This window comes from Paracoccus zeaxanthinifaciens ATCC 21588, assembly GCF_000420145.1.
GTDB lineage: Bacteria > Pseudomonadota > Alphaproteobacteria > Rhodobacterales > Rhodobacteraceae > Paracoccus > Paracoccus zeaxanthinifaciens.
In genome coordinates, this window is record NZ_ATUJ01000012.1 from 71,152 (window position 1) to 92,340 (window position 21,189).

Annotated in this window: 18 protein-coding genes and 1 pseudogene; 6 read left to right on the forward strand and 13 right to left on the reverse strand. The window is 66.7% G+C overall.

What is annotated here, in order from left to right; translation table 11 throughout:
* Nucleotides 1-42: 42 nt before the first annotated feature.
* Nucleotides 43-2,319, forward strand: a complete 2,277-nt coding sequence (locus tag F804_RS0111685; RefSeq protein ID WP_022707934.1) for an NADP-dependent malic enzyme — start codon at nt 43-45, stop codon at nt 2,317-2,319.
* Here the strand turns inward: F804_RS0111685 and trhO are convergent.
* Both trhO and F804_RS0111695 read right to left on the reverse strand, forming a co-directional pair.
* Nucleotides 2,316-3,197, reverse strand: coding sequence for an oxygen-dependent tRNA uridine(34) hydroxylase TrhO (trhO, locus tag F804_RS17410; RefSeq protein ID WP_022707935.1), 882 nt, complete (start codon nt 3,195-3,197; stop codon nt 2,316-2,318). The genes F804_RS0111685 and trhO overlap by 4 nt on opposite strands.
* A 43-nt stretch (nt 3,198-3,240) precedes the next feature.
* Complete coding sequence (locus F804_RS0111695; protein WP_022707936.1) at nt 3,241-4,836, reverse strand: SLC13 family permease; 1,596 nt, start codon at nt 4,834-4,836, stop codon at nt 3,241-3,243.
* A 135-nt stretch (nt 4,837-4,971) separates the two neighbouring features.
* Here F804_RS0111695 and pncA point away from each other — a divergent pair, with 135 nt between their 5' ends.
* Together pncA and pncB are read left to right on the forward strand one after the other, a co-directional pair.
* Complete coding sequence (gene pncA / locus F804_RS0111700; protein ID WP_022707937.1) at nt 4,972-5,568, forward strand: bifunctional nicotinamidase/pyrazinamidase; 597 nt, start codon at nt 4,972-4,974, stop codon at nt 5,566-5,568.
* 60 nt (nt 5,569-5,628) lie between these two features.
* Nucleotides 5,629-6,921 (forward strand): nicotinate phosphoribosyltransferase, encoded by a 1,293-nt coding sequence (gene pncB, locus F804_RS0111705; protein ID WP_022707938.1) that lies wholly within the window; start codon nt 5,629-5,631, stop codon nt 6,919-6,921.
* On the opposite strand, the gene F804_RS0111710 is transcribed toward pncB, so the two are convergent.
* From F804_RS0111710 to arfB, 3 genes are read right to left on the reverse strand one after another with little or no spacing between them, the layout of a single operon-like run.
* Nucleotides 6,918-8,342 carry an inorganic phosphate transporter gene (locus F804_RS0111710; RefSeq protein ID WP_022707939.1) on the reverse strand — a complete coding sequence of 475 codons (1,425 nt, stop codon included), beginning with the start codon at nt 8,340-8,342 and terminating at the stop codon, nt 6,918-6,920. The genes pncB and F804_RS0111710 overlap by 4 nt on opposite strands.
* Complete coding sequence (locus F804_RS0111715; RefSeq protein WP_022707940.1) at nt 8,339-8,800, reverse strand: NUDIX hydrolase; 462 nt, start codon at nt 8,798-8,800, stop codon at nt 8,339-8,341. The genes F804_RS0111710 and F804_RS0111715 overlap by 4 nt, the downstream gene beginning before the upstream one ends.
* Nucleotides 8,797-9,219: an alternative ribosome rescue aminoacyl-tRNA hydrolase ArfB gene (gene arfB, locus F804_RS0111720; RefSeq protein WP_022707941.1), complete on the reverse strand. Its 423-nt coding sequence runs from the start codon at nt 9,217-9,219 to the stop codon at nt 8,797-8,799. Before arfB ends, F804_RS0111715 begins: the two co-directional genes overlap by 4 nt.
* A gap of 213 nt (nt 9,220-9,432) precedes the next feature.
* Between arfB and F804_RS0111725 the strand changes: the two genes are divergently transcribed.
* Complete coding sequence (locus tag F804_RS0111725) at nt 9,433-10,821, forward strand: phosphohexomutase domain-containing protein (RefSeq protein ID WP_022707942.1); 1,389 nt, start codon at nt 9,433-9,435, stop codon at nt 10,819-10,821.
* A gap of 88 nt (nt 10,822-10,909) precedes the next feature.
* On the opposite strand, the gene F804_RS0111730 is transcribed toward F804_RS0111725, so the two are convergent.
* From F804_RS0111730 to cysQ, 8 genes are all read right to left on the reverse strand, one after another.
* Nucleotides 10,910-12,313 carry a hypothetical protein gene (locus F804_RS0111730; protein ID WP_022707943.1) on the reverse strand — a complete coding sequence of 468 codons (1,404 nt, stop codon included), beginning with the start codon at nt 12,311-12,313 and terminating at the stop codon, nt 10,910-10,912.
* Entirely contained in the window at nt 12,310-14,010 is a 1,701-nt protein-coding gene (locus F804_RS0111735) for a beta-1,6-N-acetylglucosaminyltransferase (RefSeq protein ID WP_245540359.1), read from the reverse strand. Before F804_RS0111735 ends, F804_RS0111730 begins: the two co-directional genes overlap by 4 nt.
* Nucleotides 14,007-15,035, reverse strand: coding sequence for a glycosyltransferase family 2 protein (locus tag F804_RS0111740; RefSeq protein ID WP_022707945.1), 1,029 nt, complete (start codon nt 15,033-15,035; stop codon nt 14,007-14,009). The genes F804_RS0111735 and F804_RS0111740 overlap by 4 nt, the downstream gene beginning before the upstream one ends.
* Nucleotides 15,036-15,118: 83 nt before the next feature.
* Nucleotides 15,119-16,156, reverse strand: a complete 1,038-nt coding sequence (locus F804_RS0111745) for a glycosyltransferase family 2 protein (RefSeq protein ID WP_051142369.1) — start codon at nt 16,154-16,156, stop codon at nt 15,119-15,121.
* Nucleotides 16,153-17,139: a UDP-glucose 4-epimerase GalE gene (gene galE / locus F804_RS0111750; protein WP_022707947.1), complete on the reverse strand. Its 987-nt coding sequence runs from the start codon at nt 17,137-17,139 to the stop codon at nt 16,153-16,155. The genes F804_RS0111745 and galE overlap by 4 nt, the downstream gene beginning before the upstream one ends.
* A 4-nt stretch (nt 17,140-17,143) precedes the next feature.
* Nucleotides 17,144-18,040: a UTP--glucose-1-phosphate uridylyltransferase gene (locus F804_RS0111755; protein ID WP_022707948.1), complete on the reverse strand. Its 897-nt coding sequence runs from the start codon at nt 18,038-18,040 to the stop codon at nt 17,144-17,146.
* A gap of 192 nt (nt 18,041-18,232) precedes the next feature.
* Nucleotides 18,233-19,033: a 3-deoxy-manno-octulosonate cytidylyltransferase gene (locus F804_RS0111760; protein WP_022707949.1), complete on the reverse strand. Its 801-nt coding sequence runs from the start codon at nt 19,031-19,033 to the stop codon at nt 18,233-18,235.
* Between the two features lie 3 nt (nt 19,034-19,036).
* Nucleotides 19,037-19,834: a 3'(2'),5'-bisphosphate nucleotidase CysQ gene (gene cysQ, locus F804_RS0111765; RefSeq protein ID WP_028725921.1), complete on the reverse strand. Its 798-nt coding sequence runs from the start codon at nt 19,832-19,834 to the stop codon at nt 19,037-19,039.
* Between the two features lie 74 nt (nt 19,835-19,908).
* Between cysQ and F804_RS0111770 the strand changes: the two genes are divergently transcribed.
* Nucleotides 19,909-20,817, forward strand: a complete 909-nt coding sequence (locus F804_RS0111770) for an ABC transporter permease (protein ID WP_245540360.1) — start codon at nt 19,909-19,911, stop codon at nt 20,815-20,817.
* Nucleotides 20,818-20,877: 60 nt separating this feature from the next.
* Nucleotides 20,878-21,189, forward strand: a pseudogene (locus F804_RS0111775) (transposase); the annotation flags it as partial.

A 21,189-nucleotide genomic window follows, 5' to 3' on the forward strand; every position in this document is an offset into this window, starting at 1 on the left:
CGGCGCGCTACCAATATCTGGCAACGCACCGGGGGGACATCCATGACCGACAAGACCAGCCGCAGGACGCGCATCACACCCGAAGAGGCGCTGGCCTACCACATGGAGCCGCGCCCCGGGAAATACGACATCGTGGCCTCGACGCCGATGACCACGCAGCGCGACCTGTCCCTGGCCTACAGCCCCGGCGTGGCCGTTCCCGTCGAGGCGATCGCCGAGCGCCCGGAAACCGCCTACGACTATACCACCAAGGGCAACATGGTCGCGGTGATCAGCAACGGCACCGCGATCCTGGGGCTGGGGAACCTGGGCGCGCTGGCCTCGAAGCCGGTGATGGAGGGCAAGGCGGTGCTGTTCAAGCGCTTTGCCGACGTGAACGCCATCGATATCGAGCTGGACACCGAGGACCCCGACGAGATCGTCAACGCCGTCCGCCTGATGGGCCCGACCTTCGGGGGCATCAACCTCGAGGACATCAAGGCGCCCGAATGCTTCATCATCGAAAGCCGCCTGAAAGAGATGATGGACATCCCCGTCTTCCACGACGACCAGCACGGCACGGCGGTGATCTGCGCCGCGGGCCTCATCAACGCGCTGGAACTGTCGGGCAAGAAGATCCAGGATGTGCGCATCGTGCTGAACGGCGCGGGCGCGGCGGGGATCGCCTGCCTCGAACTGCTCAAGGCGATGGGCGCGGGGCATGACAACTGCATCATGTGCGACACCAAGGGCGTCATCTATTCGGGCCGGACCGAGGGGATGAACCAGTGGAAATCGGCCCATGCCGCCGTGACCGAGGCCCGCACGCTGGAAGACGCCATGAAGGGCGCCGACGTGTTCCTGGGCGTCAGCGCCAAGGGCGCCGTCACCCAGGAGATGGTGCAGTCCATGGCCGAGAACCCGGTCATCTTCGCCATGGCGAACCCCGATCCGGAAATCACCCCCGAGGATGCCCATGCCGTCCGCCCCGACGCCATCGTGGCCACGGGGCGCAGCGACTATCCCAACCAGGTGAACAACGTCCTGGGCTTCCCCTACCTGTTCCGGGGCGCGCTGGACATCCATGCCCGCGCCATCAACGACGAGATGAAGATCGCCTGCGCCGAGGCACTTGCCCGCCTGGCCCGCGAGGATGTCCCCGACGAGGTCGCCGTCGCCTATGGCCGCAAGCTGCAGTTCGGGCGCGACTACATCATCCCGACGCCCTTCGACCCGCGCCTGATCCATGTCGTGCCGCCCGCCGTCGCGCGTGCGGGCATGGATACGGGCGTCGCGCGCCGCCCGATCATCGACATGGACGGCTATGTCCAGTCGCTCAAGAACCGGATGGACCCGACCGCCGCGATCCTTCAGGGCATCCATGCCCGTGCCCGTGCCAAGCAGGCCCGCATGATCTTTGCCGAAGGGGACGATCCGCGCGTCCTGCGCGCCGCCGTGTCATGGACCCGTACCGGCATGGGCCAGGCGCTGGTCGTCGGCCGCGAGACCGAGGTCAAGGCCGAGCTGGAGGCCCTGGGGCTGGGCGACGCGATGCGAGAGATCACCGTGGTCAACGCCGCCAATACCCGCCATCTCGAGACCTATCACCAGTTCCTGTACGAACGCCTGCAGCGCAAGGGCGTCGACCGCGAGGACGCGATCAAGCTGGCCAATCGCGACCGCCACATCTTTGCCGCGCTGATGCTGGCGCATGGGCATGGCGACGGGCTGGTCACGGGGGCCACGCGCAAGAACGCGCCCGTGCTGGCCCAGATCGGCCATGTCTTCGACGTGCGCCCGCAGGACGGCGCGGTGGGCATCACCGCCGTGCTGCATCGGGGCCGCATCGTGCTGATCGGCGACACGCTGGTCCATGAATGGCCCGAAGCCGAGGATCTGGCCGATATCGCGACCAGCGGCGCGGCGGTCGCGCGGGGGCTCGGCCTCGATCCGCGTGTGGCGTTCCTGTCCTTCTCGAACTTCGGCTATCCGGTCAGCGAACGCGCCCGCAAGATGGCCGAGGCGACCGAGGTGCTGGACCGCCGTGGCGTCGATTTCGAATACGAGGGCGAGATGACGGTGGACGTGGCGCTGAACCCGGAATCCGCCGCGCGCTATCCCTTCAGCCGACTGACGGGGGCGGCGAACGTGCTGGTGGTGCCCGCGCGGCACTCGGCCTCGATCTCGGTCAAGCTGCTGCAGGAGATGGCGGGCGCGACCGTGATCGGCCCGATCCTGACCGGGGTGCCGAAGCCGATCCAGATCTGCTCGACCACCTCGACGGTCAGCGACATCCTGAACATGGCCGCGATCGCCGCGGGCGGCCTGGGCGAGCGCTAGGCCCGCCCCTCGCGTTCGAACTGGCGCTGCCGGTCGCGGAACCTCTCGCGGTCGGCATCGCTGTATTCGTCGGCGCAATGCGGGCAGCAGACGCCCAATTCGAAGGCCGGATGCGCGCGGTCCGCGTCCGAGATCGGGCGCCTGCAGGCATGGCACATGCCGTGGCTGCCCTGCTCCAGGCCGTGCTTCAGGCTGACGCGCTGGTCGAAGACGAAGCATTCGCCCTGCCACTTGCTGTCGGCCTCGGGGATCTCCTCGAGATATTTCAGGATGCCGCCCTGGAGGTGATGCACCTCGGGGACGCCCTGGGACATCAGGAAGTTCGTCGACTTCTCGCAGCGGATGCCGCCCGTGCAGAACATCGCGATGCGCTTGCCCTCGAAGCGGTGGGCGTTCTCGGCCCACCAGGCGGGAAAGTCGCGGAAGCTGGCCGTGCCCGGATCGACCGCGCCCTCGAAGGTGCCGATCGCGACCTCGTAATCGTTGCGGGTGTCGATCACCGCGACATCGGGGGCGGATATCAGGGCGTTCCAGTCGCGCGGCGCGACATAGCGGCCGACCGATGCGGTGGGGTCCACATCGGGCTGCCCCATCGTCACGATCTCCTGCTTGAGGCGGACCTTCATGCGGGCGAAGGGCGGCTGGTCGGCATGGCTGGCCTTCCATTCGAGGCCCTCGAAGCCGGGCCAGGACCGCAGATGCGCGATTACCGCGTCGATCCCGTCGCGCGGGCCTGCGATGGTGCCGTTCACCCCCTCGCGGGCCAGAAGCAGCGTGCCGCACAGGCCCTGCGCCAGGCACAGGTCCAGAAGCGGTCCGCGCATTGCGGCCGGATCGGGAAGACGGGCGAAATGATAGAGTGCGGCGACTGTCAGCATGGGCAGGGGCCATAGCGGCCCCCGCCCCTTCGCGCAAGCGTTCTCAGAACTGCAGGCCCAGTGCCAGCCCGCCCAGAAGCCAGGTCAGGCCGGTGATCAGCAGGATGCCCACGATGTTCAGCACGATGCCGCCGCGCGCCATCTGCCCGATGGTGACGGTGCCCGTGCCGAAGACGATGGCATTGGGCGGCGTGCCGACCGGCAGCATGAAGGCGCAGGTGGCGGCCAGCGCGGCCGGGATCAGCAGCGTCATCGCATCCGCGCCGATGCCCAGCGCGACGCCGCCCAGGATCGGGATGAAGGTCGCGGCTGTGGCCGTGTTCGACGTCACCTCGGTCAGGAACAGGATGATCGTGACGACGGCACCGACCAGCAGCACGGTCGGCAGCGTTCCAAGGCCCGTGACCTGTTCGCCGAACCACACGTCCAGCCCCGAGGCCGCGACCGCCGATGCCAGGCTGAGACCGCCGCCGAACAGCAGCAGCACGCCCCAGGGCAGCCCGGTTTCCGCGTCCTTCCATTCCAGCACCATGTTGCCCTGCCGGTCGCCCGGCAGCAGGAACATCACGAGGCCCGCACCGATGGCGATGGCCGTGTCGTCCAGCGCGTCCAGCCAGGGCGCGGCGGCCCTGATCGCGGGGAAGGATGCCAGAAGCCCCGGCACGACCCACAGGAAGGCCGCGCCCAGGAAGACGAACAGGACCATGCGTTCACCCTTGGACAGGCCGCCCAGGCCGCGCAGCTGGTCCTCGATCATCTGGCGACCGCCCGGGATTTCCGGCAGGTCGAAGCGATAGAGCACCTTGGTCATCAGCAGCCATGCGATGATGATGAAGCTGAACGCCGCCGGGGTGCCCAGGATCATCCATTGCAGGAAGCCGATGTCGCGGCCCAGCTGGTCGCTGGCATAGCCCGCGACGATGGCGTTGGGCGGGCTGCCCAGCAGCGTGCCCAGACCGCCCATCGAGGCCGCCCATGCGATCGACAGCACGAGGCAGACGCCGAAGGCGCGGATGTTCGGGTCGGTGACCGCCTGGCTGATCGTCTGCCCGTCGCGCAGCGCGGCCTCGGCATCGGTGCCCGACTGCTTCGATCCGCGCTCGATCACCAGCGACAGGACCGACATGCCGATGGGCAGCATCATCAGCGTGGTGGCGGTGTTCGACACCCACATAGACAGGAAGCCGGTGGCCAGCATCATGCCCAGCACGATCCGCGTCGGCGCCACGCCGACCTTGTTCAGCGTCATCAGCGCGATGCGCGTGTGCAGGTGCCATTTCTCCATCGCGATCGCGATCAGGAACCCTCCCAGGAACAGGAACACGATCGAACTGGCATAGGGCGCCGTCGCCTGCCCCACGGTCGTTTCCGTCATGGCCGGGATCAGCACGATCGGCAGCAGCGCGGTGGCCGAAAGCGGGATCGCCTCGGTCATCCACCAGACCGCCATCAGCGTGCCGATGGCCGCCACGATGCGGGCGTCCGCCGACAGCCCCTCCTGCCCGCCCAGCAGCAGCCAGACCAGCAGCGCAAGGCCCAGGCCCAGCCCGCGCAACCCCCAGGTCATCGCGGCCGAGCGGACCGGCACCTCGTTCTCGTCATACCCGACGGGTTGGTGCAATTCATCCTTGATGCCCATGGACAATCCTCCGTTAGCGCCTTGCAGATACTGCATCGCAGTCGCTGCTGCATCCGGAATCTTCAAGGTGGCCGAAGGCTTGACCGCGCCCTGTCGCAACGTCTTACTGGCCCGACCCATTGCAGGAGGCCGCAGATGTCCGAAGCCCTGATCGTGATCGACATGCAGAAGGATTTCTGCCCCGGCGGCGCGCTGGCCGTCACCGATGGCGACGCGGTGGTCGGGCCGATCAACGCGATGATGGCGGATTTCGACGCGGTGATCCTGACGCAGGACTGGCACCCCGCGGATCATGCCAGCTTTGCGGGCAACCACGCGGGCGGGCAGCCCTTCGCGACGGTGCAGATGCCCTATGGCCCGCAGGTCCTGTGGCCCGCGCATTGCGTGATCGGAACCGGGGGCGCGGCCTTTCATCCCGATCTGGACATCGACCGCGCGGATCTTGTGATCCGCAAGGGATTCCGCAGCGGGATCGACAGCTATTCCGCGTTCTACGAGAACGACCACCAGACCCCCACGGGCCTTGCGGGATACCTGCGCGACCGCGGCATCGCGAAGCTGGCCTTTGTCGGCCTTGCCCATGATTTCTGCGTCGCCTGGAGCGCGATGGACGCGGCCCGCCTGGGCTTCGAGGCCCGCGTGATCGAGGATGCCTGCCGCGCCATCGACCTGGACGGCAGCCTTGCCGCCGCGCGGGACGCGATGCGCCAGGCGGGCGTCGCGCTGGACTGAGACCCTTGCAACCCTGCCCGTCGGCGGGCACCTATGGGCGGATTGCCGGAGGAAGACGAGATGGTCGATATCGCCACGCGGGTCCATAACCACAAATGGAAGATCGACCCGATCGTCCGTTCGTTGATCGACACGGATTTCTACAAGCTTCTGATGTGCCAGTCGGTCTTTCGCAACCGGCGCGACACGCGGGTGACCTTCAGCCTGATCAACCGCTCGACCGACATCAAGCTGGCCGAGCTGATCGACGAGGGCGAGCTGCGCGAGCAGCTGGACCATGTGCGCAGCCTGTCCCTGTCGCGGGGCGAGAGCACCTGGCTGCGGGGCAACACCTTCTATGGCAAGCGCCAGATGTTCCGCCCGGACTTCATGGAGTTCCTGGAAGGGCTGCGCCTTCCGGCCTATCACCTGGAAAAGCGCGACGGGCAGTACGAGCTGACCTTCGAGGGCAGCTGGCCCGAGGTGATGCTGTGGGAGATCCCTGCCCTGGCCGTCCTGATGGAGCTGCGGTCACGCGCCGTCCTGAAGGACATGGGCCGGTTCGAGCTGCAGGTCCTCTATGCCCGCGCGATGACCCGCCTGTGGGAGAAGCTGGAGCGTCTGCGCGACCTGCCCGACCTGCGCATCGCCGATTTCGGCACGCGGCGCAGGCACAGCTTCCTGTGGCAGGACTGGGCCGTGCAGGCCATGATCGAGGGCCTGGGCGAACGTTTCGTCGGCACCTCGAACTGCCTGATCGCCATGCGCCGCGACATCGAGGCCATCGGCACCAACGCCCACGAACTGCCCATGGTCTATGCCGCCCTGGCCGAGGATGACGCCGCCCTGCGCCGCGCGCCCTATGACGTGCTGGCCGACTGGCACGAGGAACACGAGGGCAACCTGCGCATGATCCTGCCCGACACCTATGGCACGCCGGGCTTCCTGGAAGGCGCGCCCGACTGGCTGGCGGGCTGGACCGGCATCCGCATCGACAGCGGCGACCCCGCGACCGGCGCCGAGAACGCGATCCGCTGGTGGAAGGACCGGGGCGAGGATCCGACGAATAAGCTGATCATCTTCTCGGACGGGCTGGACGTGGACAGGATCGAGACGCTCTATCGCCAGTTCCACGGGCGGGTGAAGGTCAGCTTCGGCTGGGGCACGCTTCTGACCAACGATTTCCGCGGGCTGGTGCCTGGTGACGGGCTGGCACCGTTCAGCCTGGTCTGCAAGGCGGTCGCCGCGAACGGGCGGCCCACGGTCAAGCTGTCGGACAACCCCGCCAAGGCGACCGGCCCCGCATCCGAGATCGCGCGCTATCGCCGCGTCTTCGGCGTCGGAGAGCAGACTGCGACCGCGCCCGTGGTCTAGGTCCCGGCCAGCAGCAGCGAACAGACCAGCGCCGACAGCGCGCCCGTCACCGGCACCGTCACGACCCATGCGGCGGTGATGGTCGCCACGTGGCTGCGACGGATCAGGACGCGGCGGCGCATCTCCTCGATGGGCAGGGCGTCGCGGCGGCGGTTGCGGCGGCGGTCCACCCATTCGCGCGCGAAGCCCACGCCGAAGATGCCCCCCACCGCCACATGCGTGGTCGAGACCGGCAGCCCCAGGCTGGAGGCCGTCAGCACCGTCAGTGCCGTCCCGAGCGACACGCAGAAAGCCCGCCCCGCATTCAGCCGCGTGATGCCGCTGCCGACCAGCGTGACCAGCCTGCGCCCGAAGAACAGCGTCCCTGCCGCGATGGCCAGCCCCCCGCCCAGCAGCACCGCCAGCGGCGATCCCGCGATCGAGATGCCGCCACCCAGCATGATGACCGACAGCGGCCCCGCGATGTTGCCGACATCGTTCGCCCCATGCGCAAACGCCATGATCGCCACCGCCAGCACCAGCGCGGGACGCAGGAGGCGCTTGACGCTCGGCTTCCTGGGATCGCGGGCGATCTCGGCCAAAACCTTGCGGCGGGTGATCGCGAAGGCCACCCCGCCCAGAATCGCGGCGGCCGCGATCTCGGGGATAAGGACGTCGCTGCGCAGGGACAGGCGCGCCAGGTAGGCCGCGAACAGCGCCGCCATCAGCGCCACCATCGCGGGGATCCAGTTCAGCGCCGCCCGCGCGCGATCCGGCGCATCGACGACGCGCATCCGCAGCAGCACCAGCAGCGCCCCGGCCAGCGTCCCCGCGACCAGCGGCGTGATCACCCAGACCACGGTGATCGTGCCAAGCGTCGCCCATTTGACGCCCGCAAGACCCGCCGCCGCCGCAGAGGCGCCCGAGATGCCGCCCACGATGGAATGCGATGTGCTGACCGGCAAGCCGATGCCGCTGGCCAGCGTGATCCAGGTCGCCGCCGCGATCAGGGCCGAGACCATGACGATCTGCCCTTGCCCGCCCGCAACGATGCCTGCCGGATCGTAGATTCCCCCCGCCAGCCGCGACGTCACCGCGCCGCCCGCCAGCATCGCACCCGCGATCCCGGCGCCCGCCGCCAGCAACAGCCCGGGCAGCACCCGGATCGCCCCCGCACCGACCGCCGGCCCAAGCGAGTTCGCGACATCGTTCGATCCGATCGCGACGCCCAGCCAGCCCGCGACGATCAGCCCCGCGCCCATCGCCATGAATTCCGGGTCCGCCCCCGACAGGCTGAGCGTCAGGATCACGCCCGCGACCAGCACCAGCACGGCAAGCCCCAGGCGCCAGACGGGCTGGAATGCATGCTGCTGCGCGGCCTCGGCATTGGTGATGCGGCGAAGATCCTTGTCCAGCGTATGGAAGCTGCTTGCGGGCCTCATTCGGCTGCGATGGCCGCAGGATCCAGCGCCAGCAGGATCTGCTTCAGACCCGGCTCGGCCACCATGCGGGCGGCGTCGCGGGGGGCGAACCAGCGGCGCTTGCGCTGGCGGACCTCGGGAAACGCATCCTCGACGCAGTCCACTTCCATCAGGAAGACGCGCACCTGCACGGGCACGGCATAGCCTTCGTCCTGATCCTTGTCATAGAGAAAGCGGCCCAGCTCGGCCTCGGACATGGTACCGCGGAGGCCGGCCTCTTCCCAGGCCTCCTGGGCGGCGGCGCCGGCAAGGGTGCGCCCCTCCATCGGCCAGCCCTTGGGGATGACCCAACGGCCCGTGCCCCGGCTGGTGATCAGCATCACGGCGCCGCTGTCGCGGTCGCGACAGATCGCGCCGACCTGCATCTGTGTCGGCCTGCGCCCCATCAGAAGCGCCAATGCCTTGCCGAAAACCTTCATTCCTGCCCGTCCACTCTGCTTCGCAGCGCCTTGACTTCGCCGCGGATGGACTTCGCCTTCAGGCGGCGTCGCTGCGATCCGAGGGTGGGTCTTGTGGCGACCCGGCGCTTGGGCGCAACGCTAGCCTTACGGATCAGTTCCGCCAAGCGTTCCCGCGCGATCTCTCGATTGCGGGACTGACTGCGCGTTTCCTGTGCAAGGATCACCACCGCGCCGTCCTGCGTCCAGCGGCGCCCGGCCAGCCGTTGCAGGCGGCGCTTGACCGGATCGGAAAGGTTCGGCGAACGCTCGGCCTCGAAGCGCAGCTCGACGGCGGTCTCGACCTTGTTCACGTTCTGCCCGCCCGGACCCTGTGCCCGGGTGAACTGTTCGGACAGCTCCCATTCCTCGATCGCGATCGTGTCGGTGACATACAACATAAGCTGAATATACGCCCTATCTCCGGCGCTATCAAATCGCGGCCTTGGTTGAGATCCGGTTAATTATTGACGCAGCCTTGCCGAATCCTGCAACGATATCGTCGCATGATGCATTTAGCGTCACCTGCGCGTGAACGGGCCCCGGTTTTGCCGACCTTGTAATCCGGCCCGAACCTGTTAGCGCGAAAAGACAAAACCTATCGGAGGACAGTGATGGACGGACGGGATCAGCTTGGCAGGCGCGAGATCACCTGCTTCAAGGCCTATGACGTGCGTGGAGAGCTGGGCAAGAATCTCGATCCCGATGTCGCCTATCGCATCGGCCGCGCCTTTGCGCAGGCACGCGACGCCAAGCGCGTCGTGGTGGGTCGCGACAGCCGCGAAACCTCGCCCGAGCTGGCGAAGGCGCTGATCGAGGGTCTGACCGACGGCGGCGCCGACGTGCTGGACCTTGGCCTTGCGGGCACCGAAGAGGTCTATTTCCACACCGGCTTCCACGACACCGATGGCGGGATCGAGGTGACGGCCTCGCACAACCCGATCAACTACAACGGCATGAAGATCGTGGGCCGTGGTTCCGCACCGCTGGACCCCGCGACCGAGCTGCCCCCCATCGTGGAACTGGCCACGGGCGGCGAATTCGCCCCTGCGACCAAGGGCAGCGTCACCGATTTCAGCCATGCCCGCGCGGATTACGCCAAGCGCATGGCCGATTTCGTCGATGTCTCGGCGCTGAAGCCGATGAAGATCGTCGTGAACGCGGGCAACGGCACCGCCGGCCCGACCTTCGACGCCATCGCCGAGGAACTGGAACGCCGCGGCGCGCCGCTGACCTTCGTGCGCATGCACCACAACGTGGACAGCAGCTTCCCGAACGGCATCCCCAATCCGCTGCTGCCGGAAAACCAGCCGCCCACCGTGGACATGGTCAAGGCCGAGAACGCCGATCTGGGCGTCGCATGGGACGGCGATTTCGACCGCTGCTTCTTCTTCGACGAGAACGGCCGCTTCATCCCCGGCGAATATATCGTCGGCCTTCTGGGCGCGGCATTCCTGGAAAAATCGCCGGGCGAGAAGATCGTGCATGACCCCCGCGTCATCATGAACACCCGCGCCATGATCGAAGAGGCCGGCGGCGAGGCCGTGGTCAGCAAGACCGGACACGCCTTCATCAAGCGCAAGATGCGCGACGTGGGCGCGGTCTATGGCGGCGAGATGTCGGCCCACCACTATTTCCGCGACTTCTACTTCTGCGACAGCGGGATGATCCCCTGGCTGCTGATGATCGAGCTTCTGTCGCGCAAGGGGCAGACCCTGGCCGAGCTGCTGGAAGAGCGGATGAGCCTCTATCCGTCCTCGGGCGAGACGAACTATCACATCGAGGACCCGGATGCGGCCATCGCGCGCCTGATCGACGCCTATGAATCCAAGGCCGACAGCCGCGACGACCTGGACGGCGTGTCGCTGAACTTCGGCAACTGGCGCTTCAACCTGCGCAAGTCGAATACCGAGCCGGTCGTGCGCCTGAACGTCGAGGCCGATGGCGATGCCGATCTGGTCCGCGCCAAGCAGGCCGAATTGGCGGCCCTGCTGAAGGGCTGACCCGACCTTCTCGACAACCGAAAGGGCCGCGCATCATCGCGCGGCCCTTTTGCGTTTTGCGGAATTTTTATCGCTTCACGTGAAACACTTATGACGATTCGGGGTCGTCGAAGCCGAAGGCCGCGTAATCGCGCACATATGCGCTGCGCGCGGCCTTGATCAGCGCCTTGTCCCGCAGGTGGTCCGGCAGCGGCGCGGGTGCCAGCGCGGCGGTGTCCACGCCTTGCAGCCCGACCGTGCGCGCCAGCAGGTCCATGTCCTCGGGCAGGCGTTCCTCGCGGATCAGCATGTCGGGCGAGGCGAAGCGCGCAAAGCCCGCGATCACCTCGGACTGGCTGGCCCATGTGGGATGGGTCGGCAGCGTGGTCTGGCCGTTCAGGTTGCGCTTGAGGAAACCGAGGAACTGGCCGAACAGGCGGACCTGCTCATCCGTGTCCAAGACATCGGGGGCGACGGGTTCGGGCAGGTCGACCTTGTGCAGGCGTCGCAGCGTGTCGCGCAGATCGGCGGGCGCATCCGACAGGACCTGCCCGAAGGCCGTCCAGGCGCGGTGCAGCGGGTGGCGCAGCACCGAGAAGCTGCGATGCCCCGGATGGCCGCGCTTCCACTGGCGCAGGCTGGTCTGGGTGAAATCGCCCGAAACGGCCCCCAGCCCGGCCATCCAGTCGCGCACCGCGACGCCCGCACCGCCGCGCACGGGCATGAACAGCAGCCCCCTGCCCGCCTCGACCGCGCTGAAGCTGGGGACCGAGGGGCCACGACGGGGCTCGAAATTCGGGATGCGGCGCAGCATGAACGGATCGAGCGTCTGCAGATCGGCCTGCATCTGGTCGAAATTGCGCACCTTCTCGGACATCTCGCGCGGGTTCTGGGGCACCTGGTCGCTGGCGGGTTCCACGCGCGGAATGTCGGTGCGGCCCAGCCAGTGCAGCAGGCCGGTCATCACGTCGGCATCGCGCAGATCCTCGTAGCCCAGCCAGAAGGCGCTCTGGCCGGTGACCTGCAGCCAGTGCATGACCTTCATCTGGAAACGCTCGATCGCGGTGACGTTCTCGCGGAACTCGGCCCCGTCATAGGTGATGGCGGCGGGGATCGGGGTCTCGCTCTCGTTCAGCTTCCACTGGTTGGTTTCCCAGGCCAGCCGGGTCGAGACATAGCTGTCCAGCGGGTTGCGCGTCAGCACGATCTTGGCGCAGCGGCGGTCCTGCATGATGGCGTCGAAGACGCGCGGATCGTGGTCGTGGAAATAGCGGAAGCCCGGCAGGTGCCCCGGCCTGTCGGTCAGGATGCGCAGCAGCGGCAGGGGGTCGGCCTCGCGCTGGTCGCGCGTGACGCCCGCCAGCTCGTCCTTGTCGGGCCAGCCCATCATGTAGGGGTTGAACGCCTCGCCGTGGCAGGTGACGCCGCGGATGGCGTTCAGCGTCGCCTCCAGCAGGTTCGAGCCGGTGCGCATTTCGGCAAAGATGACGAAGCTGCGGAACGAGGAGGTCATTCGGCGGCGGTCCTTTCGGTCGTGGGAATGTCGTGGACAGGCAGCCCGTCACCCGACATGCGCGGCTGCAGCCCGGAATTGCGCAGGCGGCGCAGCAGCTCGGCCATGCCGGCCATGTCGCGCATGGCCGGCAGCCCGGTCGGCACCGGCCCGCGCATCGGCAATGCCTGCAGCGCCTGCATCATCAGGGGCTGGGGCCGGGCCAGGAAATCGGTCAGTTCATGCACCTGCACCCGCGCCTTCACCCAGACCGAGTTCAGCACCTCCAGGTGCTTCAGCTCGGCGCGTTGCAGGATCGCGGTGACGCGGCGGATGTCGTCGAAGGGCATGTCGCTGTCCAGCAGCGGCAGCATCCAGGCCCCGGTGATGACGTTCACATGGGCGTTCGGATCGGTCGCCACGAACCAGTTGAGCGCCTGGTTGTCGCGCGGGCTGAACTGGAAGACCTGCATCCGCTGCGTGACGCGGATCAGCGAGGTCAGGAAGCCCTGCGGATCGCGGTCGCGGATCAGGGTGCTGGAGGATATGGCCCCCGGCCCGATCTCGGGGCGGCCCGCGAACTCGGCCATCTCGGGGCCCATCAGGTGGCCGTGGACATCGGCGTCGATCATGCCCGACAGCCAGTCCTCGAACCCCGGGAACACGTCGCTGAAGCCGTGGAACACCGCATAGGGGGCCGAGGTCTTGCCGTTCTCGGCGTCCTTGCGGGGAAAGCGCGACTGCATGTAGAGGCCCGGACGGCCCAGCAGCCTGCGACGGACGGTGCGGTTGATCACCCTCTCGAACCGTTCGGGGCGCGGGGCGGTGGCGTCGGGCGATCCGACCGCGGGGCGCGGGAAATGGTCCAGCAGCCCCGTGGACCCCGGCCAGACCTTGCGCGCGACGAAGCAGTGCGATTCCTCCAGCATCCGCGCGTGGTCGTCATACAGCTGATAGGGGCGCCCCTCGTGGTCGAACTTGGCCAGCGTCAGCGACCTGCTCTCGATCCGCAGGGCGTGGCGGCGGGCCAGCGTCTGGAAATAGCTCTCGTCCGGGATCCAGCTGAGCCGGAAGTACCGGTCGAAGACCTTGCGCTTCGGATCGTCCAGGATCGCGCGCAGGGTCGCGGCGGTCAGGCACCACCATTGCGATCCCAGATGCGGGATGATCCCCTTGGGCACCTTGCGCCGCACGCCCAGGCGCCGCTGCAGGTCCACCAGCCGGTCGAACCACTTGCGATGCCTGCGCCAGTCCAGCGGATAGAACAGCGTGAAGCGTTCCTCGTTGAGGCCGCCGACGGTCCAGCCGACATCATGGGCGGTCACGCTCTCGATATGGTCCAGATCCGGGTCCAGCGCCAGGAATGCCCGAAGGTCGCGGACGGGACGCAGCGGCAGGCAGGCCCCGGATGCCAGGTAGACATGAGTCGTGTCCGGGAACCGGTCCAGCAGCAGCTGCGCCGCGTCCTGCGTGGCGGCGACCAGGCTGAAGCGCCCCCAGTCGCAGGGGCGGCGGCGGCTGAACAGCACCTCGGGCAGGTCCGACAGCGCGGCCTGCATCCGCGCGAAATCCGCGGCCGGAACCTTGGCATCGACATGGACCGCGACCCGCGCGCCGCCCTCGACCCAGATCCGCGCCATGCGCGCGGCAATGTCCAGATCGGCATGGCACAGCAGCACCACCCCAAGCGCGACGCCGCCCGTCATGGCCCCCGTCATGCCCAGTTCCCCCGAGAGATCAGGCCGATATCCTCGAGCTGCTGCCAATCGACATATTCGCGGGATTCGCTGCACCACAGGTCGGTCCCCCGCGTCAGCCCCGCGTGATAGGCGCGGTATTCCTTGCTGTTGGCGTAATGCTGGCGGCGGTCCAGCTCCTCGGCGGATTTCTCGGCGAAGGTGGACAGAAACTTGGCATGCAGCAGCGTGCCCGACGCCATCTCGCCGCCATTCTCGTCATAGACCATGTTTAGGTGGCGCGGCAGCGCCATGTGGGTCGAGCTGACATAGGCATAGCGCCAGTTCCACTTCACCAGCGGGATCTTGTTCAGCGCGGGCCCCGACAGCGGATCGGCGCGGAAGAAGTTGCGCGTGCGCGGCCCCCCCTGGATCCACAGGTTGCCATAGAAGGAATTGCGGCTGATCGAGTAGTTCACCGGATCGAACCAGCGCGCGATCTCGAACGGGTCCTGCCCCTCGGCATAGGGCTGATCCTCGATCGCGCCCTTGGGGTACATGTCCAGCAGCATTGCCGGGAACGACCGCCTGCCCGACGCCTCGAGCCAGCTGGTCAGCGCCGGCAGTGGCCGCGTGTCGCAATGCGGATAGACGAGGAATTCGTCGGGATCGACGGTCAGGCACCAATGGCCATGCCCGTATCTGGCCAGCAGGCGGTTCATCCAGTCCATCCCGAAGCGGGATTTCTTGTAGCCGGCATTGGTCCACCACAACGACACGTCGGGCTGTTCGGCAAGATAATTGCCGCTGCCATCCGTGCTGTCATTGTTGACGAACAGGAAGTGATCGACCCCCAGCCCGCGATAATAGTCCAGGAAATAGGGCAGCCGCACCCGTTCGTTGCGCAGCGTGACGAAGGCCAGGATGTCGCCCGGCCGGATCTGAGAGGTCCGGTCGACCATGGATTTCAGCGCCCTGCGGCGGTTGAAGGCGCGGGCGATCAGATATTGCCTCTCGGCCCGACGCCGGATGCGGGCGGGCAATGGAAGCCGGGCCACGCGCGTCATGGCCTGCCGCCCCCTTGGTCATGGCTGCGTAAGGACGTCATGGCCCTAGGAATGTGCGCGGAGGTTGAAATAAGCAAGGGGAATCAGCGTTCCAACCAGTCGCCCGTCCCCATCAGCCCAAGGTCCACAAGCTGCCGCCACCCCTCATAGCGGCGGGAATCGGCATTGCGCAGCACCGGCCCCGCCACGATCGCCCGGTGATAGGGCGCATAGAGGTCGGGATCCGCGAAATGCTGGCGGCGCGACAGCTCCTCGGCGGATTTGGCGGTGATGTCGGCGGTGAACTTGGCATGCAGCAGCACCCCGGACAGGCGCGCATCCCCCGGCCCGTCATAGAGCATGTTCAGATGCGGCGGCAGCATGCTGTGGGTCGAGTTCACATAGACCTGCCGCCAGTTCCAGCGCATCAGCGGCAGCTTGTTCATCGTGGGCGCACGGCGCGGATCATCGGCAAAGAAGGCCCGGTCGCGCACGCCGCCCTGCAGCCACAGGTTCCGGCGCGGCATCATGCGCCTGCTACGCCACGGCGCCGCGTCGAACCAGGGCAGCCGCGCGGTCAGGGGCGCATCGGGGGCCGCATCCTCGGTGCCCAACGCCCCCGTCGGATAGAGGTCCAGCATCACCGCCCCCATCCCGCGCACGCCCCGCGCATCCAGATGCGCCGTCAGCTGCCGCAGGCCACGGCGGTCGTGATCGGGAAAGACCAGCAGTTCGTCCGCGTCCAGCGTCAGGCACCACCGCCCGCCGCCATGCCGCATCAGCAGCGCATTGGCCCAGTCCAGCCCGAACCGCGCCGCGCGATAGCTGTCGGAACAGCCCCAGACCGACACGTCGGGCTGCGCGCGCAGGTAATCGACCGTCCCGTCGTCGCTGTCATTGTCGACGACCAGGAAGTGGTCGACCCCCAGAGCGCGATGATGGTCCAGGAATTCGGGCAAATGCGCCATCTCGTTGCGCAGGGTCGATACGGCGATGATCGCATCGGGGGCCAGATCGCCCATCTTGATCGCGATGGGGCGCAGCCTGCGCCGCGCCCTGATCGCCCGCCAGATCAGCTCTCGCCGTTTCCAGCGCAGTCGATAGGCCTGCCAGGCCCCTTGCAAAGGGCCCGGCGTCGTCACGCCTTGTAATCGCCCGCCTGATGCCAGCGCCAGGCGTCCGTGATCATCTGCTTCATGGTCGAACGGTCGGGCGTCCAGCCCAGCTCGGACTTGGCACGCTGGCTGCCGCAGACCAGCTTGACGGCATCGCCGCCGCGGCGCGGGCCGTCGACCATCGGCACCTGGCGGTTGGTGACGTGACGCGTCGCATCCACCACCTCGCGAACCGAGAAGCCGTCGCCCGTGCCAAGGCAGAAGACGCGGCTGCCCTGGTCGGCCCGCAGCCATTCGAGACCCTTCGCATGCGCATCGACCAGATCCATCACGTGGACATAGTCGCGGATGCAGGTGCCGTCCGGCGTGGGGTAATCCGTGCCGTGGATGGTCAGCGCGGCGCGCTTGCCGTCGACCGCATCCAGGATCAGCGGGATCAGATGCGTCTCGGGGCGGTGGAATTCACCGACCTCGGCATCCGGATCGGCGCCCGCGACGTTGAAGTAGCGGAAGATCACGTGGCGCAGCCCGTGCGAGGCCTCGAAATCGACCAGCATGTCCTCGATCGCGCGCTTGCTGGCGCCATAGGCGTTCAGGGGCGCCTGGGGCGTATCCTCGTCAAGGACCTCGCCGTCGCGGTCGCCATAGGTCGCGCAGGTCGAGCTGAAGACGAAATGCTTCACGCCCGCCGCGATGGTCGCCTCGATCAGGTTCAACGATCCCGCGACATTGTTGCGCCAGTACTTGCCCGGCTCGGCCATGGCCTCGCCCACCTGGCTCAGTGCCGCGAAATGCAGGACCGCGACGGGGCGGTGTTCCGCGAAGGCCGCGTCCAGCGCGGCGCGGTCCATCAGGTCGGCCTCGACCAGCGGGCCGAATTTCACGGCATCGCGCCAGCCGGTCGCGAAATTGTCCAGCGTGACGGGGACGAACCCCGCCTGCGCCAGTGCCTTGCAGGCGTGCGAGCCGATATAGCCCGCACCCCCGGTCACCAGAACCTTGTCGGCCATCGGATCACTCGGCCGCGCGACGCATCGCGACGACTTCGGCCAGGTAATCCGCGAATTCGTCCTTCAGGTCGTCACGCTCCAGGCCGAAGGCCACGGTCGCCTGCAGGAAGCCCGCCTTCGAGCCGCAGTCGAAGCGCTGGCCGCGGAAGCGCAGACCGAACACGTCGCGGCCTTCCGCGATCTCGTCGGCGATGGCGTCGGTCAGCTGGATCTCGCCACCCGCGCCCTGCTTGAGCTTGTTGAGGTTCTGCATCACGGTCGGCGCAAGGATATAGCGACCGATCACCGCCAGGTTCGAGGGCTGGGTGCCTGCGGCGGGTTTCTCGACCATGCCCTTGGCACGCACGATCGCGCCCATGTCCTCGGCCACGTCGAGGACGCCATAGGCCGACACCTTCTCGGTCGGGACTTCCATCGTGGCGACCATGCTGCCGCCGGTCTCCTCGTAGGCCTCGATCATCTGCTGAAGGCAGGGCGGCTCGCCCTGGATCACGTCGTCGGTCAGGACGACGGCGAAGGGCTCGTCCTCCTGCAGCAGGCGTCGTGCGCACCAGACGGCGTGGCCCAGGCCCAAAGCCTTGTGCTGGCGGATATAGGCGATGGCACCCGAATCCATGTTGGTGCCGCGCAGGATGTCCAGCAGCTTGTCCTTGCCGGACTTGCGCAGGCTGGATTCCAGTTCGTGGGCGTGGTCGAAGTAATCCTCCAGCGCGCCCTTGCCGCGCGAGGTGACGAAGATGAACTCCTCGATGCCGGCGGCGCGGGCCTCGTCGATCGCGTACTGGATCAGCGGCTTGTCGACGAGCGACAGGATCTCTTTCGGGATGCTCTTGGTGGCGGGCAGGAAGCGCGTGCCCAAACCTGCAACCGGAAAGATGGCTTTCGTTACCTTGCGACCCATATCGACACTACCTTCTAGAGAAAATGCGGACGAGATGTCCGCAGCATTTGCCATGGGCGAGGAACCACGCCCCGACCGAATTTTCAACGAACAGATTATTGCCTAGGCGCTTAATCGCCAAGAAAATCCCGAGACTTGCACAAGAAATTCACGGAATGCCCCTTTGAAACGGACATTCCGGTCGGCCCCATCTCAGGCAATTCCCATTTCGCCCATCATCTGTTCGAGGCGCATAACGTCCTCGGGGTTGTTCAGTTCCCAAAACTGTCGGCCCCGCGCCTCGACGGTCACGCACAGCAGGTTGCGCCCGCGTTCAAGGAAGCGCAGCTGCTCCAGCCCCTCCAGCTTCTCGAGGACGCCCTCGTCCCAGCCGGCATAGGCATGAAGCGCCTCGGGGCGATAGGCATAGACGCCGACGTGGTGGAAGACCGGGCTGGGTTCGTCGGGCGCGAATTCGCCCGCCGCGAAGGGCACGACCTCCTTCGAGAAATAGAGCGCACGCCCGTCATGCCCGAAGACGGCGGTGGTGCCGCCCACGCGTCCGGCATGGCGATCCGCGATCAGGTCCGCGCGCATCCGGCCCGTGCAGCGCAGGACCGGGGTCGCCACCTCGGCCTCGGGGGCGGCGCGCAGGCCCGCGACCAGATCCTCGACGAACCAGGCGGGGGTCAGCGGCGCGTCGCCCTGCAGGTTCACGACGATCTCGGGGCGGATGCCCATGTTCGCGACAGCCTCGGCGCAGCGCTCGGTCCCGTTGCGGCATTCGGGGCTGGTCATCACGACCTCGGCACCGAAGCCCTCGGCATGTTCGCGGATGCGGTCGTCATCGGTCGCGACGACCACGCGATCGACGCCCGCGACCTGCATCGCGGCGTCCCAGCTACGGCGGATCAGGCTGCGCGGCTGGCCGTCGGCCCCGCGCAGTTCGACTAGAGGCTTGCCAGGATAACGGGTCGAGGCGAAGCGCGCGGGTATGATGATTACGACCGGCATGGCTTACGGCTTCACCAGCAGGACGCCCGGCGCATAGGCGATGAAGAACGGGTTCGCGAAACCTTCCTTGCCATAGGCAAGCGGGCTGTGATCGTCGAAGCGCACGACCTCGCCGCCGGCACCGCGCAGGACGGCATCGCCCGCCGCCGTGTCCCATTCCATCGTGCGGCCCAGCCGCGGATAGAGATCGGCCTCGCCCGTCGCCACCAGGCAGAACTTGAGCGAGCTGCCCGCGCTGGTCATGTCCTTCACGCCGTATTTCGCGATATAGGCGTCTGTCGCCTCGTCGCGATGCGACTTCGAGGCGACGACCATCAGCGCGCGGTTGTCCGGGGTGGCATGGACGCCGATCGAGGTGGTCTCGCCGGGCTGGTCGCCGAAGGGGCCGGTCTCCTCGACGGAACGACCGTCGGCGGTGGTGTAGAACAGGCGGCCCTTGGCGGGCGCATAGACGATGCCGCGCACCGGCACGCCGTTCTCGACATAGGCGATGTTGACCGTGAAGTCGCCGCGGCGCTTGATGAATTCCTTGGTGCCGTCCAGCGGATCGACGATCAGGAAGGTGTCCAGCGACTGGGAATGGGTGTCCGCCTGTTCCTCGGTGACCAGGGGGATGTCGGGGAAGGCCTCGCGCAGGCCGGCGGCGATCAGCGCATCGGCGGCCTCGTCGGCGGCGGTGACGGGCGAATCGTCGGATTTCGAACGGGTCTCGAAATCGTCGGCCTCGTAGATCTCCATGATCTTCCGGCCCGCCTGAAGCGCCAATTTCCGCATTTCGGACATAAGTCGATCGAATTGCATTCAGTATCCTTTCCCGTCACGCCTTCTGGCCGCATTGTGCGATGCGTCGCGCAATCTTATGATGCCCCGGACGGATGACGGCAAGCATCGCGCTGCCGAAGACCTCCGGACTGTTGCACCTGCCCGACGGCAAACCGGACGGCGAGACCCAGGAGAAGGCCATGTTCCAGCAACGCAGGACCCGGAACATGCTGGAGGCGACGGGCGCCACGCTTGCCCTCATATACCACCAGACCGTCTACAATGTGCGAAGCGGCCATCGGAACCCCGTCGTGGGGTTGCTGATGGAAATCGCTCAGGCCTCCGTGTTCGTAGTGGTTTTCTTGGCCGTTTTCACGCTGATCGGTATCCGGACCTCACCGGTACGAGGCGACTTTCTACTTTATATCATATCCGGGATTTTTGTGTACCTGATACACGTCAAGGCAGTGGGCTCCACATCAGGAAGTCACTCGATTTCATCGGCTCTGACGAAGCATGAACCCCTCAACTCTGCCGTACTAATTTGCAGTGCCGCACTGGCAAGCCTCTATCAGCAAGCTCTTAGCTTGGGCGTCATCCTCACCTGCTACTATCTTTTCTTCCAGCCATACACGATCTACGAACCTTTCTCATTGTCGCTAATGTTCGGGCTGGCTTGGCTCTCGGGGTGCGTCGTAGGCCTTATCCTACTTGGAATTCGTCCATGGGCACCCGGCGCCGCGTCCACACTCAGTCTGTTCTACATGAGGGCGAACATGTTGGCCTCCGGGAAGATGTTTCTTGCCAACTCGATGCCGGGGTTCCTGCTCCCTTGGTTCGAGTGGAACCCGTTGTTCCACATCATCGACCAGACGCGCGGCTTCATGTTCATCAACTACACACCGATGCGCACGAGCCTGATGTATTCCATCTATTTCTGCATTGCGGCCTTCATGGTCGGGCTTCTGATCAACTTCGCGACGCGGAAGTACGAATCGATCAGCTGGGGCGCCACGCGCTGATTGAATAGCCCCATGTTTCGTGGACGCCTTTTTCGCTAACTTTGAGGCAAGGAGGCGATGATGGGCACGGGCAATTTCACTGACGACTTCAAGCGCGATGCTGTCGCGCAGATCACAGAACGGGGTTATCCGGCAAAGGAAGTTTCGGCACGGCTGGGTGTGAGCACGCACTCGCTCTATGCCTGGAAGCGCAAGTTCGCGAAGGCGGTGTCGGGTGACACGGAGAAGGACGCCGAGATCCGTCGGCTGAAGCGTGAGCTGGTCCGGGTGTCGGAGGAGCGCGACATCCTAAAAAAGGCCACCGCGTATTTCGCCAGGGATGCAAAGTGAGTGGAGCCAGCGAGGCGCCACCGGTTCGAGCCCGCTGGCGAC

Excerpts from the sequence above, each read along its gene's own strand:
- F804_RS0111685 (WP_022707934.1), top strand. The coding sequence starts at position 43 with ATGACCGACAAGACCAGCCGCAGGACGCGCATCACACCCGAAGAGGCG.
- trhO (WP_022707935.1), bottom strand. The coding sequence starts at position 3,197 with ATGCTGACAGTCGCCGCACTCTATCATTTCGCCCGTCTTCCCGATCCG.
- F804_RS0111695 (WP_022707936.1), bottom strand. The coding sequence starts at position 4,836 with ATGGGCATCAAGGATGAATTGCACCAACCCGTCGGGTATGACGAGAAC.
- pncA (WP_022707937.1), top strand. The coding sequence starts at position 4,972 with ATGTCCGAAGCCCTGATCGTGATCGACATGCAGAAGGATTTCTGCCCC.
- pncB (WP_022707938.1), top strand. The coding sequence starts at position 5,629 with ATGGTCGATATCGCCACGCGGGTCCATAACCACAAATGGAAGATCGAC.
- F804_RS0111710 (WP_022707939.1), bottom strand. The coding sequence starts at position 8,342 with ATGAGGCCCGCAAGCAGCTTCCATACGCTGGACAAGGATCTTCGCCGC.
- F804_RS0111715 (WP_022707940.1), bottom strand. The coding sequence starts at position 8,800 with ATGAAGGTTTTCGGCAAGGCATTGGCGCTTCTGATGGGGCGCAGGCCG.
- arfB (WP_022707941.1), bottom strand. The coding sequence starts at position 9,219 with ATGTTGTATGTCACCGACACGATCGCGATCGAGGAATGGGAGCTGTCC.
- F804_RS0111725 (WP_022707942.1), top strand. The coding sequence starts at position 9,433 with ATGGACGGACGGGATCAGCTTGGCAGGCGCGAGATCACCTGCTTCAAG.
- F804_RS0111730 (WP_022707943.1), bottom strand. The coding sequence starts at position 12,313 with ATGACCTCCTCGTTCCGCAGCTTCGTCATCTTTGCCGAAATGCGCACC.
- F804_RS0111735 (WP_245540359.1), bottom strand. The coding sequence starts at position 14,010 with ATGACGGGGGCCATGACGGGCGGCGTCGCGCTTGGGGTGGTGCTGCTG.
- F804_RS0111740 (WP_022707945.1), bottom strand. The coding sequence starts at position 15,035 with ATGACGCGCGTGGCCCGGCTTCCATTGCCCGCCCGCATCCGGCGTCGG.
- galE (WP_022707947.1), bottom strand. The coding sequence starts at position 17,139 with ATGGCCGACAAGGTTCTGGTGACCGGGGGTGCGGGCTATATCGGCTCG.
- F804_RS0111755 (WP_022707948.1), bottom strand. The coding sequence starts at position 18,040 with ATGGGTCGCAAGGTAACGAAAGCCATCTTTCCGGTTGCAGGTTTGGGC.
- F804_RS0111760 (WP_022707949.1), bottom strand. The coding sequence starts at position 19,033 with ATGCCGGTCGTAATCATCATACCCGCGCGCTTCGCCTCGACCCGTTAT.
- cysQ (WP_028725921.1), bottom strand. The coding sequence starts at position 19,834 with ATGCAATTCGATCGACTTATGTCCGAAATGCGGAAATTGGCGCTTCAG.
- F804_RS0111770 (WP_245540360.1), top strand. The coding sequence starts at position 19,909 with ATGACGGCAAGCATCGCGCTGCCGAAGACCTCCGGACTGTTGCACCTG.